Origin of the sequence: Trinickia terrae, assembly GCF_005144415.1 — a bacterium.
GTDB classification, from domain to species: Bacteria; Pseudomonadota; Gammaproteobacteria; order Burkholderiales; family Burkholderiaceae; genus Trinickia_A; species Trinickia_A terrae.
Genome location: NZ_SWJE01000017.1, coordinates 30,284 through 43,366, shown reverse-complemented (window position 1 = coordinate 43,366; position 13,083 = coordinate 30,284). Strand labels below are relative to the sequence as shown.

Annotated in this window: 12 protein-coding genes; 9 read left to right on the top strand and 3 right to left on the bottom strand. The window is 64.9% G+C overall.

Annotation, left to right across the window (positions count from 1 at the left end; all coding sequences use genetic code 11):
• Window positions 1-285: 285 nt before the first annotated feature.
• The 6 genes from FAZ69_RS27080 (at window position 286) to FAZ69_RS27055 (ending at window position 5,534) form a co-directional block, all read left to right on the top strand.
• A complete protein-coding gene (locus FAZ69_RS27080; protein ID WP_136898172.1) occupies window positions 286-2,358 on the top strand; it encodes a serine/threonine-protein kinase in 2,073 nt (690 codons plus the stop codon).
• Window positions 2,359-2,488: 130 nt separating this feature from the next.
• Window positions 2,489-3,046, top strand: coding sequence for a carboxymuconolactone decarboxylase family protein (locus FAZ69_RS27075; protein WP_136898286.1), 558 nt, complete (start codon window positions 2,489-2,491; stop codon window positions 3,044-3,046).
• Window positions 3,047-3,130: 84 nt separating this feature from the next.
• Window positions 3,131-3,988 (top strand): helix-turn-helix transcriptional regulator, encoded by an 858-nt coding sequence (locus FAZ69_RS27070; protein ID WP_136898171.1) that lies wholly within the window; start codon window positions 3,131-3,133, stop codon window positions 3,986-3,988.
• A 59-nt stretch (window positions 3,989-4,047) separates the two neighbouring features.
• Complete coding sequence (locus FAZ69_RS34495) at window positions 4,048-4,470, top strand: SDR family NAD(P)-dependent oxidoreductase (protein ID WP_206171242.1); 423 nt, start codon at window positions 4,048-4,050, stop codon at window positions 4,468-4,470.
• Window positions 4,467-4,988, top strand: coding sequence for a type II toxin-antitoxin system MqsR family toxin (locus tag FAZ69_RS27060; protein WP_136898170.1), 522 nt, complete (start codon window positions 4,467-4,469; stop codon window positions 4,986-4,988). The genes FAZ69_RS34495 and FAZ69_RS27060 overlap by 4 nt, the downstream gene beginning before the upstream one ends.
• A gap of 3 nt (window positions 4,989-4,991) precedes the next feature.
• Window positions 4,992-5,534, top strand: a complete 543-nt coding sequence (locus tag FAZ69_RS27055; RefSeq protein ID WP_136898169.1) for a type II toxin-antitoxin system MqsA family antitoxin — start codon at window positions 4,992-4,994, stop codon at window positions 5,532-5,534.
• Here FAZ69_RS27055 and FAZ69_RS27050 read toward each other — a convergent pair.
• A complete protein-coding gene (locus FAZ69_RS27050) occupies window positions 5,528-5,746 on the bottom strand; it encodes a hypothetical protein (protein ID WP_136898168.1) in 219 nt (72 codons plus the stop codon). The two genes, FAZ69_RS27055 and FAZ69_RS27050, sit on opposite strands and share 7 nt — an antisense overlap.
• A gap of 93 nt (window positions 5,747-5,839) precedes the next feature.
• Between FAZ69_RS27050 and FAZ69_RS27045 the strand changes: the two genes are divergently transcribed.
• The 3 genes from FAZ69_RS27045 to FAZ69_RS34585 all read left to right on the top strand — a co-directional run bounded on the left by FAZ69_RS27045 (window position 5,840) and on the right by FAZ69_RS34585 (window position 10,605).
• Window positions 5,840-6,118 carry a phosphatase PAP2 family protein gene (locus FAZ69_RS27045; RefSeq protein ID WP_240702480.1) on the top strand — a complete coding sequence of 93 codons (279 nt, stop codon included), beginning with the start codon at window positions 5,840-5,842 and terminating at the stop codon, window positions 6,116-6,118.
• 273 nt (window positions 6,119-6,391) lie between these two features.
• Complete coding sequence (locus FAZ69_RS27040; RefSeq protein ID WP_240702479.1) at window positions 6,392-8,998, top strand: EAL domain-containing protein; 2,607 nt, start codon at window positions 6,392-6,394, stop codon at window positions 8,996-8,998.
• A gap of 188 nt (window positions 8,999-9,186) precedes the next feature.
• A complete protein-coding gene (locus FAZ69_RS34585; RefSeq protein WP_136898166.1) occupies window positions 9,187-10,605 on the top strand; it encodes a hypothetical protein in 1,419 nt (472 codons plus the stop codon).
• Window positions 10,606-10,658: 53 nt separating this feature from the next.
• Here the strand turns inward: FAZ69_RS34585 and FAZ69_RS27030 are convergent, their stop codons facing one another.
• Together FAZ69_RS27030 and FAZ69_RS34080 are read right to left on the bottom strand one after the other, a co-directional pair.
• Complete coding sequence (locus tag FAZ69_RS27030) at window positions 10,659-11,267, bottom strand: TetR/AcrR family transcriptional regulator (RefSeq protein WP_136898165.1); 609 nt, start codon at window positions 11,265-11,267, stop codon at window positions 10,659-10,661.
• A 382-nt stretch (window positions 11,268-11,649) separates the two neighbouring features.
• Entirely contained in the window at window positions 11,650-12,960 is a 1,311-nt protein-coding gene (locus tag FAZ69_RS34080) for a nuclease-related domain-containing protein (RefSeq protein ID WP_240702478.1), read from the bottom strand.
• Window positions 12,961-13,083: the final 123 nt, after the last annotated feature.

Below are 13,083 nucleotides of genomic sequence, written 5' to 3'. Positions count from 1 at the left end.
GGCGCGAATGACGGACACTGTCCAACACAATCGATGCGGCGTGTCGGATGTTGCGCGACACCTGCCGTCGAGCGCGAATGACCGCGCCACCAGCACGGCTCGCCGCGGCCACGTAGTTCCGGCACCGATTGCGGAAGGCCCCGGCGCAGTCTAGTATCGATCGGCAAGCAGGCCAATTCTTAAAGAAACGCCGCCGGATTCGTTTAATAGACATTGACTGGCGGCGTGACCATGCGCATCGGTGATCGGTGCGCCCTAAGCTTGAGCTGAGTGGAAGGCAGACGAATGACGAGCCTTGCGCAGCTGATCCAAACCTTCCAGAGCGGGGCTCTGTCGCACGACGCGTTCTTCGCCGAGATCGATCGCGCGCTCGCGGCCGACTACGCAAACGGCGTGCGGCTGCGCGACGTGCTCGACGAGACGCAGACCAAGAAGCCGTTGCCCGGTGAGGTCTACGCGGAAGTCGTGCGCCACATCGAACGGTTCGCGCCGCTCGGCGATGCCGCGGTTGCCGATCGCGCGGGTGACGAAACGCGCGTTGTCGCGCCGCTTCCGCCGAACCCGCACCCCGCTGCGCCTGCGGGCTTCGCGGGCAACGCGTCGAGCGCCGATGCGGCAGGCGCCGACGCCGCCAAAGGCATCGGCGATACGCTCAACGGCCGCTTCGTGCTCGAGGAGTGCCTGGGCATCGGCGGCATGGGGACGGTCTACAAGGCGCTAGACCTGCGCAAGCTCGAAGCCTCCGACCGCATGCCCTACATCGCGATCAAGGTGCTGAACGTGCAGTTCCGCGGCCAGCCGACCTCGCTGATCGCGCTGCAGCGCGAAGCGCGCAAGGCGCAGACGCTCGCGCACCGCAACATCGTCACCGTCTACGACTTCGATCGTGACGGCCCGACGGTCTATCTCACGATGGAATACCTCTCGGGCAAGCCGCTGTCGAAGACGCTGCGCGCGCCCGATTTCAAAGGCATGCCCTACGAGAAGGCGCTGCCGATCATCAACGGCATGGGCCGCGCACTCGCCTATGCGCACGAGCGCGGCTTCGTCCATTGCGACTTCAAGCCAGCCAATGTGTTCATCACCGATAGCGGCGACGTGAAGGTGATCGACTTCGGCATCGCGCGCGTGTTCCAGCGCCCGGAAGAAGACTCCGACGTGACGGTCTTCGACCCCGCGACCCTGGGCGGCATCACGCCGGCCTATGCGAGCCCGGAGATGTTCGAGCATCGCGAGCCCGATCCGCGAGACGATGTCTATGCGCTCGCTTGCGTCACGTATGAACTGCTCGCGGGACGGCATCCGTTCGGTCGCATGTCGGCGGCGCAGGCGAAGAGCGAGCATCGGCAGCCCGAACGTTTGCCGAATCTGGGCCGGCGGCAATGGCGCACGCTTGCCGAGGCGCTGTCGTTCGATCGGGCAACGCGCACGCCGAGCGTCGCGCGCTTTATCGAGGGGATGGGGGCCGAGGTGCGGGCCGCCGCTCCAAAGGCCGCCGCTCCGGTGAAGATGCGGCCCAAGGGGCTCCTGGCCGGCGGCGGGATCGTGGTCGTCGCGCTCGCGGCGCTCGGGTTCGGATATCGCTTGCTGCTCGGCGCGGGCGGCCAGCATGAGGCCGCGCAGACGGGAAGCGTCGCGGCGGCGCCGGGCAGCGCCGAGCCGCCGGCCCTGACGCTCGCCGCCGTCGCGCCCGTGCTCGACGGTATCCCATGTTCGGCGTTGAGCGCGGCGGTGGCGGGGCACGCGCTGAACGTGCGCGGCTTCGTCGAGGCGCGCGTCGGGCAAGCCCAGGTGCGCGACGCCTTGAACGGCGTGCCGGGGCTCGCCGCGCTCAACCTCGATGTGCAACCGGTGGGCGCGCACAACTGCGACATCGTCAAGGCGTTCGCGCCGTATTGGAGCGCGAGCCACTCGCTCGCGGATCCCGCGCCCGCGCACATACCGGCGATCCGCACGCGCGCATCGAACGGGCAATTGACCGAGGGCGACCCGCTCGTCGTCGACGTGACGACGCCGGGTTTCGATTCATATGTCTACGTCGACTACTACGTGCTCGACGGCAGCGTGGTCCATCTCGTGCCGAGCAGCCGCGAGAAGGACAATCAAGCGCCGCCGAACTATTCGGCGACGATCGGCAGCGCGGGCGATTGGGTGATCGGCAAGCCGTTCGGCACGGAGATGATCGTGCTGCTCATTACGCCGGCGCCGCTCTTCGACGCCTTGCGCCCCGATGCCGAGCCGCGCGCCGATTACCTGGCCGCCGTCGATCAGCGCCTGAAGCAGTTCGCCGCGAAATACGGCGCGCAACGCGTCGCCGCCGATTTCACGCAGATCACGACGCACGCCGGCAAGCATTGAGCGGTGCATGCCGGCATCGGACGCGCCGGCCTCCGATTACCTCGGATGTAATTGTTCGGATGCAGCCACCTCCATACCCTCGTCGTTATCGCAATCGATCCCGATCTGCGAATTCGACGAGGACGAACCCATGTCTGCCTTTCCTGTTTACACGATCGAGTCGGCGCCTGAGCGATCCAAGCCGGTGCTCGACGAGTTGCAACGAGCTTTCGGCATCATCCCGAACATCGCCGGCGCCATCGCCGGCTCCCCGGTCCTGATCAACGGCTTCATCGCCGTTTTCAAGGGCGTGCACTCGGGCAGCTTCAGCGAGGCGCAGATCCAGACGCTGCTCCTGACCAACGCCGTGACGAATGCCTGCACCTGGGCCGTCGCGTTCCACACTTTCCTGGCACTCAAGGAAGGTCTGGAGCACGGCGACGTCGAAGCGATCCGCAATGGCGGCCTGCCGCGCGAACGCAAGCATGCCGCGCTTTCGCAACTGGCCCGCACGCTGATCGCCAGGCGCGGCCATCTGGCGGATGCCGACGTCGATGCGTTCCTCGCGGCCGGATTCAGCCGGGAGCAGGTGCTGGAGGTCATCGCCGTGGTGGCTGCGTCGACGATCACCAACTACGCCGGCAGCGTTGCCAAGCCGCCGCTCGAGGATGCGTTCCAGGCGTATCGCTGGAGCGCGCCGGCAGCGTGAGCGCCGATCGATGGCCAGTGGTGGAACGACCGGAGCCATTCCATCGAGAATGGCTTCTTTTCATTGGATAGGCGGGAGAAGCGGATGGCCCGAACACGTCTGAATCAGAAAGCCCCAGCCGGGGATTTGAGGTCGATGCTGCGCTATTGGAGGGAGGCGCGCGGCGTGAGCCAGCTCGATCTCTCGCTCGAGACGGGCGTTTCGCAGCGGCACTTGAGCTTCATCGAAAGCGGCCGGAGCGTACCGGGACGAGAGACGCTGACGATCATCGTGCAGGCGCTGGATATTCCTTTGCGCGAGCGAAACGCTGTCTTCCTGGCGGCGGGCTACGCGCCGGTCTATTCCGAGGCGCCCTGGAACGCCCAGGAAATGCGGAGCATCGCGCATGCGCTCGAGCGCATCCTGCGTCAGCACGATCCGTTTCCCGCGTTCGTCATGGACCGTCACTGGAACGTGCTCATGACGAACGAATCCGCTCCGCGCTTTTTCAATTGCTTTATCGACATGGCCGCCCGCACGGGGCCGCGCAATGTGCTGCATCTCATGTTCGATCCGGACGGCATGCGCCCGTTCGTCGCCGACTGGAAGCGCGTCGCGGGTAGCCTGATTCAGCGTGTTCATCGCGAAGCGGTCGGCCGCGTGATCGACGACGATACGCGCGCCTTGCTCGATGCATTGCGCGCCTATCCGGACGTGGCGGACGTGGATGCGTCGTGGATATCCGGCGAGCCGGCAGGATCTGCGCCGACCTTCCCGGTCATCCCGATCGGCTTCAGGCACGAAGGCAACGTCCTCAACTACTTCTCGATGATCACGAGCGTCGCCGCGCCGCACGGCGTGGCGGCGCAGGAGCTGCGCATCGAATCGATGTTTCCCGCGGATGAGGAGACGGAAGCGCGTCATATGGCGCTGCTTGGAGCATTTCAGACGAGTGCCGGATAAGCGGACAGGTCCGGCTCAGCGCATTTCTCATTCGAGTCGTCCTCGAGCGCGGCTATCGCGTGGCCGTGACCGCGTGTCATCCCGAGCAGGTCGCCGATCTCGCGAAGCCATTCGGCGACCAGGTGCTCGCCCTGCGTCTCGACGTGACGAAGCCCGAGCAGATTGTTGAGAGTGTGCGGCTCGCCCAAGCGCAGTTCGGCCGCATCGACGTGCTCGTCAACAACGCGGGCGTCGGTTATTTCGGCGCGATTTCGAGGCGTGGGCGGGGACGAGCGAAGGCGCGGACGCGCCGGTTGGGTGAGCGTGCGGGGTATGGGCCTGTTTGCGCCAGCAATAGGCCCTACCGGCTCTTGCTCGTTTGCTCCGGCGTCTGCAAAGGCAGCGCGGAGCGCTCGTCGGCCGTTCGGCCAGATTTACGCAGACGTGGCGCTGAATACACTCATTTCCTGAACCTCTGGTCAAGACAGCGCGGAGCGCCGTGAACATCGCCGGCGCGGGCAGCATCGCGTCGATACGCTCCGGCCAGTTGCGCCGAAGCCTGCGCACAGTCGAACAAAGCTCAACCATTGAAAAGGAAGTTAGTCACCATAATGGTGATTTTTTACCGCTTATGCCATACTTCGATCTCACACGATTACAGGAACTCGTCTCCAAGGATTGCTGGGATTTTCTGAACGAGGTCGACGGACGCTCTTGGTTCGGCCGGGCATGGAAGCTGATGGACGACCTGGGTTGTACCAACGAGGATGTCAAAGCGGTGCTATTGGGGCTGACGCCCGCCGACTTTCAAAAGACGCGGTTCGATTGCGCTGTCAGCACCTTGCCCGGCCATCCGACGGTGATAGCCGATCAATACGAGATCCATTGGGACGATGAAAAGCGGCGCCGAGTTGAGCGGCCTTTGTGCGGTTGCATCTCTTTGTCGCTGAAGGTTACCGTCGTGGAGGACGAGAACGGAGACTTGACTGGACTCGTGACATTGCATTCATCTGGAAGTTGAGCCATGACCCACATTCGAGCCGCATTGCAACGGAAAGCCTGCCCGAACTGCGGAAGCGGGCAGGCATCCGAGATCACCTACAGCGACACCCAGGAATTCCGCGGAATCACACTGGATCTCGATGGCCTGCGCGCCTCCGTGTGCTCGCAGTGCGGGCAGCGTTGGTTTTCGGCGGAGCAAACCGAAGCGAACCACGCCACAATGAAGCAGGCCTATGTGGCGAAGCGCGAGCAGTTGCGGGAAAAGCTTGGCTTGTTGTCCGGAGTGGAAATCGCCCGCTTGAGAGAGGCATTTGGGCTGAGCCAGAAGGAAGCTTCCGAACTCTTCGGCGGTGGCCCGAAGTCGTTCAACAAATATGAAAGCGGCGAGGTGCTGCAAAGCCAGGCCATGGACAAGCTTCTTCGCATCACGGCCTTCTTCGGCGACCGCGCAATCGACTTCCTGAGGCATGGGCACGGACGCGAGCAGATGGCCAATGGCGCCGCGCCACGAAATTGCGTCGAGAATCGGCTCTCGAGCAGTGCCGCCAAGCCGCGCAGTCAATGAGCAGGTTGCGTGACGGGCGCGGACGGGTCGGTATCGATGCGCTCCTTCGCGTGGCGGATCGATTGTTCCGAGGCCGCCGTGCGCTGCGACGGCACGAGGCGCTTGCGCAGATGCGCGGCCAGTTGCAGCACGGCCGCTTCGCAAGCCATCTCGCCGAGCGGCATGTCGTGGCAGGCCGCGCGCGCATAGAGCCCGTTGAAAAGACGCTGCAAGGCAGGATCGCGGTCTGCGTGCGACCGGGTACTGCTGAGCCCACGACTATCGCTACGCCTTGCGAAGCGCCTGCGACGTTCTGCGAGGTCTGCATGGATCAGAAGACGTCTCGATTGCAACATCGGCTCATACGCGGTTGCGCCGCGGCGTTCGCCGCGCTCGCTGTGTCAGTCGCGCAGGCGGGTGGCGGCCCGTTCGGCATCGATCACGAGATCGGCCACGACGAGAGCGGCATCTGGAGCCGCAACGTACAGGTCGGCTTGGAATACGGTGTGGTGGCAACGGAGCTGGGCGGGGCACATTGGCAGAGCGATGTGCTTGCAGGCTGGGCATTGAGCGCGGCGGTCGGGTATCTGAGCACCACCTGGTAGGCGCCGCTTTTCGTGCAGATCCTGCCGCATGGCATCACGGTGGGGTTTTCCAAGCGGCTTTAGTTCTCGAAATCTTCATACCTTTCTTCGCAAAAACCCACAAACCCTCAAGAATTTCCTTACCCGGTCGTTAGCAAATATGCGCCGGTGACGAAAGCCAACCGCTTTCGCATCGATTTGTTTCGAAAGCACGCTTGCGCCATGACCGAATCATCCGTTGCCGTTGACCCTCCCGCATCCGCCCATTCGCCCGCGGACGCACCAGCGTCGGCGTTGGCAGCCACCGACTCGCTGACCGCCAGCCAGGCGCGCGGGACCTTGATCCAGACGCTCGAGCAGGCCGTCGACGCCGTCGTCGTGATCGACGCGCGCAACTGCGTCACGCTTTTCAACGCGTCCGCCGAGGCGCTCTGGGGCCGGCCGCGCGCCGAGGTGCTCGGGCGCAACGTCAGCATGCTGGTGCCGCGCGGCATCCGCGCGCAGCACGACAGCTATGTCGACGCGAATCGCGACACCGGCGTGAACCACATCGTCGGCACGAGCCGCGAAGTCGTCATCGAACGTTCGGACGGCTCGATACGATGGGGCTCGATGTCGATCTCCAAGGTCTATGCCGAGGCTGGCGTGCTCTACACGGCGTTCATCCGCGACGTGACCCACGAGGTCAAGCGGCGCGAGGAGCGGCGCCTGCTTTCGCTCGCGGTCAACGAGACCGACAGCGCGATCATCGTGGTGGGCGTCGACGGCCGCACCATCTATATCAACGACGGCTTCACGCGCATGCTCGGCTACGGGCTCGCCGACATGTACGGCAAGGTGCCGAGCACGGTCGTGCGCGGCCGCTACACCGACGAGAAAACGCTCGAGTACATCAAGGCGCGTCTCGCCGCGCGCGAGAGCTTCCGCGTCGAGATCCTGGTCTACGACCGCTGCGGCAAGCCGCTGTGGATCCAGGCCGTCGTCAACATGGTGATCGACGAGTACGGCGCCTGCACGAACATGGTGGGCGTGTGGACCGACATCACCAACACCAAGATGCACGAGGTGCTGCAGCAGAAGGTCCTGAGCGCGATGGCGCGCGAGGCGCCCATCCTCGACGTGATGATGCTGATCTGTCTCGAAGTCGAGCGCATCGCGCCGGAGATCGTCACGTCGATCTGCAGCATCGACAAGCAGGGGCGTCTGTCGACGCTCGCGGCGCCGAGCCTGCCGCACGATTACATCAGCGCCGTCGACGGGCTCGTGGTCGGCGCCGACCTGCACGCGTGCGGCATCACCGGCCTCGACGGCCAGCCGCTCGTGTTCGCGGACATCTCCGCGAGCTCGTGCCTCGCGCCATTCAGGGCGCTCGCACGCGCCGGCGGCCTCGCGGCGTACTGGTCGCATGCGATCCGTTCGAGCGACGGGCGTCTGCTCGGCAAGCTCACGTTCTATTACCGCGAGGCGCGCGAGCCCGACCTGCTCCACCGGCGGCTCGTCGACGTGAGCCTGAACCTCTGCGCGCTCGCGCTCGAGCGCGAGGCGAGCAAGGAAAACATCCGGCGCCTCGCGTTCTACGACAGCCTGACGGGCTTGCCGAACCGAGCCTTCCTGATCGCGCACACGGAGTCGCTGCTCGCCAGCGCGGCGCGCACGGACCATACGCTCGCGGTCCTGTTCATCGATCTCGACCGCTTCAAGCACGTCAACGATTCGCTCGGGCACCCCGCGGGCGACACGCTGCTGTGCGAAGTGGCGCAGCGTCTCAAGGGCTGCCTGCGCGCGTTCGATTTCGCCGGGCGGCTGTCGGGCGACGAGTTCGTCGTCGTGCTGTCGCCGTGCGGCGAGGAAGAGGCGAGGGCGCTGTGCGAGCGGATCATGGCGGCGCTGCACGAGCCGGTGACGGTCGGCAGCACGACGCTCACGCCGACGGCGAGCGCCGGCATCGCGATCTTTCCGCGGCACGGCCACGAGATGAATACGCTGCTGCTGCACGCGGACATGGCGATGTACCAGGCCAAGGCGGCCGGGCGGCACCGCTATGCGATGTTCAGCGCCGAGTTGAACCGCGTCGCCCAAGACCGCCTGAAGTTCGAGACGGCGTTGCGCAACGCGCTTGCCTCCGACGAACTGCAACTGCACTACCAGCCGCAGGTGTGCTTGAGCGACGGCAGTCTCCACGGCGTCGAGGCGCTTGCCCGCTGGCGGCATCCGGAGTTCGGCGTCGTGCCGCCGGACCGCTTCATTCCGCTTGCCGAGGAGGGCGGCTTCATCACGGAGCTCGATCATTGGGTTCTGCGCCGCGCTTGCCGTCAGCTGGCGGAGTGGCGCGCGCAATGGAGCAGGGACGCGGGCGCGGACCCGGCCGCGGCGAGCGCCGCGATCCCGCACGTGTCGGTCAACGTGTCGCCGACAAGCTTCTGCGACCGCCGGCTGCCCGGCCTCATCAGCCGCACCTTGACGGCCTGGGGGCTCGCGCCCGGCGACCTGGTGCTGGAGGTGACCGAGAGCGTCCTGCTCGACGCGGCCTCGGGCGGCCTCGCCACGCTCGGGGAAGTGCACCGGCTTGGCGTGGGCCTGTCGATCGACGACTTCGGCACCGGCTATTCGAGCCTGAGCTATCTGCATCGCCTGCCCGTCAGCGAGTTGAAGCTCGACAAGAGCTTCGTGCGCGAGCTCGAATCGGACGAAGGGGCGAGGGCGCTGGCCTGCGCGGTGATGGGCATCGGCGCGAGCCTGAGCCTGGACGTCGTCGCCGAGGGTGTGGAAACCGATGCGCAGAGAACGATTCTGCTCGCGCAAGGCTGCGAGGTCGCCCAGGGCTATTTCTTCGCGCGCCCGATGCCCGCGGCGGAATTGACGGCGTGGCTGCGAAGCCGCTTGGCGCAGAGCGTCGGCTGATTTTCGCTGAAGTCGCGCGGATTTCGCCCGCCGCAATCATGGCCGGGCGGCTCGCCGGATATCGTGGTGTGCAGAGTGGCGCGTACGGTCCGCATCGCCGGCATCGAGCTGGGGCGCGCGCAGCTCGCACGGCCAGACCCGTGCCGCGGCGTGCGGTGCGGATCATCCACCACACCTCGAGGTCCACCATGAGCGTATCCATCAACAACTCCGTGTCCGCCGATCCGGCCGGTGCGGATGTTTCGGCAAATCTGCAAACCTACTCCGGAGCCCCTGACTTCAAGCCGCTCTACGATTCCGCGCTCGCATCGATCGATCAGATGATCCAGGAAATGCTCAAGCAGGACGGCATCGACCTCTCCGATCTTGGCGGCACCGATAGCGCCGATAGCGCCGATAGCGCCGATAGCGCCGATAGCGCCGATAGCGCCGATAGCGCCGGCACGGCGGACGAGGGCTCCGGCATGACGGCCCAGAGCGCGGCCGGCGCGCTGGCGGGCTACATGCACCAGAACGGCATCAATACGCTGAACCCCAACCAGCTCTACCAGATGGCGTACAGCCCGAAGGCGGGCACGCCGCCGGACGTCTCGGCGGCGGCCAAGTTCATGCTGCAGAACCCGGACGTCTTCAACCAGATCGAGACGCACGACGTCGCGGGCGCGGACGGCATCGCGGGTGCGAACGATTTCGACTGGGCCGCGCAGGTCGGGCTCGACAGCGGCGATACGGCATCGGCCGGCGCGTCGGACACCGATGACGCGAACATCGGCCAGGTGAACGTCCAGAGCGCGGCCGGCGCGCTCGCGAGCTACATGAGCCAGAACGGCATCAAGACGCTCGACCCGAACCAGCTCTATCAGATGGCGTACAACCCGCAGGCGGGCACGCCGCCCGATGTGACGGAAGCGGCGAAGGCGATGCTCGCGAACCCGGACGCCTTCAACCAGATCGAGACGCACGACGTCGCGGGCGCGGACGGCATCGCGGGCGTGAATGACTTCCAGTGGGCGGCCGAGGGCGGGCTCGACAACACCGATCCGGCGAATCTGGACACGCAGACCGCGGCGAGCGCGCTTTCGGCCTACATGAATCAGAACGGCATCAACACGCTCGATCTCAACCAGCTCTACCAGATGGCGTACAACCCGAAGGCGGGCACGCCGGAGGGCGTCTCGAACGCGGCGAAGTTCATGCTGCAGAACCCGGACGTGTACAACCAGATCGAGACGCACGACTGGCCGGGCGCGGACGGCATCGCCGGCGCGAACGACATGGCGTGGGCGGCCGAAGGCGGAGATGCTTCGCTGCCGACGCAAGATGCCGGCGGCGCGTCGATGACGGCGCAGAGCGCGGCAGGCGCGTTGGCCTCGTACATGCACGAGCACGACATCAACACGCTGAACCCCGGCCAGCTCTACCAGATCGCGTACAACCCGCAGAGCGGCACGCCGTCGGAGGTGTCGAACGCGGCGAAGTTCATGCTCGCCAACTCGGACACGTTCAACCAGATCGAAACGCACGACGTCGCCGGCGCGGACGGCATTGCCGGCGTCAACGACTTCGACTGGGCCGCGCAAGGCGGCCTCGATCAGGCTCAGCACTGAGCGCCTGCTGTAACGCTCGCGGCGGCGCGGCCCGCCGCCACGGGCTGCCGGGCTCAGTCTCCCACGCCCGGCTTGCGGCCGCGCGGCGCCTTCGGGACCGCCGCGTGCGCCGTCCATCTTTCATCGTCGAGCAGACATTCGAACAGCCGGTCGCGCTCTTTCTCGGACAGCGGGCTTATCCCGAACAATTGCGACAGCGTGAGCCCGAGCGCGGCTTCCCAGCGCAGCATCGACAGATCCGGATCGGCCGCTTCGGCCTGGATGGTCTTGGCGTGGCGCGCCGCCAACTCGCGATTGCCCTCGAGCAAATCGGGCGCTTCGATGAGCGCGGCGACGATCGCGAGCGCCACGGACTGCGATTGGGCCGTGGCCTCGCGCAGCGTCGCGATCTGGGCGGCCAGCGCCGGCTCGGCCTTGGCCGGCGCGAGCGCCGCCTGGTAATCCTGCGAGAATTTTTCGAGGTGGTCGCTCTGGTGCTGGAGCAAGGCCTTCAGCACGTCGACCTTGGTGCGGAACTGATGCATCAGTCCGCCTTTGCTGATCCCGCTCTCGCGCGAGAGCGCTTCGAACGTGAGCTTGCCCGGACCGTCGCGGGCAATGATGGTGAGCGCCGCCTGGATGGCGGCGTTGCGGGAGCGTTCCGAGCGGCTGGGGTTGTCCATGGGTTCCCTGAAGGGCCGGGCCGTCAAAACCAGCGATTATGGCTTGTTTTCGGTAGTGGGGAATTGCTGGTACTGAAGTCTCGGCTTACGCAGGCCGCCACCGCATCGGGTGCAATCGACGTGATGCGTGGGTCGGCGATCCCGGCCGTCTGTTCAACTCTAATCCCGTCAGCCGTGTGAACTCCGTGCAGCGTGGGTGCTGTCTTATGTGCTCTCGCCCGTCGAGGCTGGCGAGAGCGGGTTTTTAGTTTGAGAAGTAGCCCTTCCCCACATAACGGGAAGCGCGACGCCGCGCAGAACCTGAGAGCGATCCGAGGGCGTTAATAGATCGCAAATACCTCGGGCGCCTTCAACCGCGTTTGCCCGATGCCTGTTGTTCACATCACACGTTTTGGAAGAACAGGCTGCTCGACTCGCACGCAGCGCATTCCCGAAAAAACTTCGAGCCCTCCTTGCGAATGCGCTCGCGATGCCCGCGCTGCCCGCAGCTAATCCTGATCGGAGTGTTGCCGGCGCAGGCGCGACACTTGAAATAGTAGCCGTACTGTCCGTATGCAATGTAGAGGTTCTCGGAGTCGCAATTCCGGCAGCGATGCTCCGCTCCCTCAGTGTTGTCCGCGGCCGGCGCGCGCGCCGTGTCGGTCAGGACGACAGCGGTGGCTTGCTGTTCGCGCGTGCGCTCGGCGGCCAGTGTCGCCGGCTGCTCGTCTGCGTCGACCAGCACAGGCAGCTTTGCGGCCTCTGACGGGCCGGTCAGGCCCAGGTGTTCTAGCCCGTCGGGATCAAGGTCGTATTCTTCCCAGGGCACTGTGTTTTGCTCGCGTGGGAAAGCGGGGCTGGCGGGCGCAATGGAGGCCGCTGCGGGGGCAACTACAGCCGTAGGCTGCTGCACCGCCATCGGCGCCGGGATGGGTGCGGCGGGTGTGTCGGTCGGCACGCGCTGGATGACTTGCGGCGAGGCAGGATTCAGCACTCTCTGGATCGCTTCTCTCGATACGCCGAAGCGCGCCGCGTAGTCAAAGTCGATGGGCTTGTGCATCGCCAGTAGCTTTTTAGCTAGGCTGACGTGCTCTTCATTGAAGAGTCCTCCCAGCACCGTGAAAAAACCGGCTTTGTCCAGATCCTTGTCGAAGGATGTCAGGAAGCTGTCTGCCTTGACGACGAGCGACGTATTGAACTTCTTCGGCCGGTCGATGCGCGCGTTAGGTGAAACAATGACGTACCCGAGGTAGTCGCGGATCGTTGGTGCCGAGTTGCCAAGGCCTCGTATGACCTCTCGCAAAACCTGAATATGACGCTTGTTCTGTTCCAGCGGCGACGGCATACCTTCGTAAAACTTCCCATTCCAGCGCAAAAATTCGCCGTCCTCCGTGATTTTCACGCCGCGGGCAAACTTCTTGGTTTCCAGTACCCAGATGCGGTTGGTGCGGTGAATCAGAAGGTGGTCGATCTGCGCGACACGGCCATCGCCGGTCTCGAGCCGCAAATCGTGGAGAATCATTGTGCTATTGCTGGCCTTCAGTCCGAAGTCGATGAGGTAGGCGGTCATTTCCTCGCCGTTGATGCCCGATCTTGTGGTGCGGATCTCCTGGTCGACCATCGCACGTTTGCTCGCTGGTAGCTCGGGAATTTTCAGAATTGCTTGGAGCGTTTTGATGGACGTCTCTTTATCGTCCGCGGATTTGATTATCATTTTTTGCACGTCGTGCGATTGGTCGGACGAATGATTCTACACATCGCTGCGTGACGAGCAAGGTCGGAGTTCGCCCCGAAGCGGTCAATCAGGCGATGGAAAAGCGGACATTTGAATATCGAA

Excerpts from the sequence above, each read along its gene's own strand:
- FAZ69_RS27030 (WP_136898165.1), bottom strand. The coding sequence starts at position 11,267 with ATGGACAACCCCAGCCGCTCGGAACGCTCCCGCAACGCCGCCATCCAG.
- FAZ69_RS27070 (WP_136898171.1), top strand. The coding sequence starts at position 3,131 with ATGGCCCGAACACGTCTGAATCAGAAAGCCCCAGCCGGGGATTTGAGG.
- FAZ69_RS27055 (WP_136898169.1), top strand. The coding sequence starts at position 4,992 with ATGACCCACATTCGAGCCGCATTGCAACGGAAAGCCTGCCCGAACTGC.
- FAZ69_RS34080 (WP_240702478.1), bottom strand. The coding sequence starts at position 12,960 with ATGATAATCAAATCCGCGGACGATAAAGAGACGTCCATCAAAACGCTC.
- FAZ69_RS27045 (WP_240702480.1), top strand. The coding sequence starts at position 5,840 with ATGGATCAGAAGACGTCTCGATTGCAACATCGGCTCATACGCGGTTGC.
- FAZ69_RS27075 (WP_136898286.1), top strand. The coding sequence starts at position 2,489 with ATGTCTGCCTTTCCTGTTTACACGATCGAGTCGGCGCCTGAGCGATCC.
- FAZ69_RS34585 (WP_136898166.1), top strand. The coding sequence starts at position 9,187 with ATGAGCGTATCCATCAACAACTCCGTGTCCGCCGATCCGGCCGGTGCG.
- FAZ69_RS27080 (WP_136898172.1), top strand. The coding sequence starts at position 286 with ATGACGAGCCTTGCGCAGCTGATCCAAACCTTCCAGAGCGGGGCTCTG.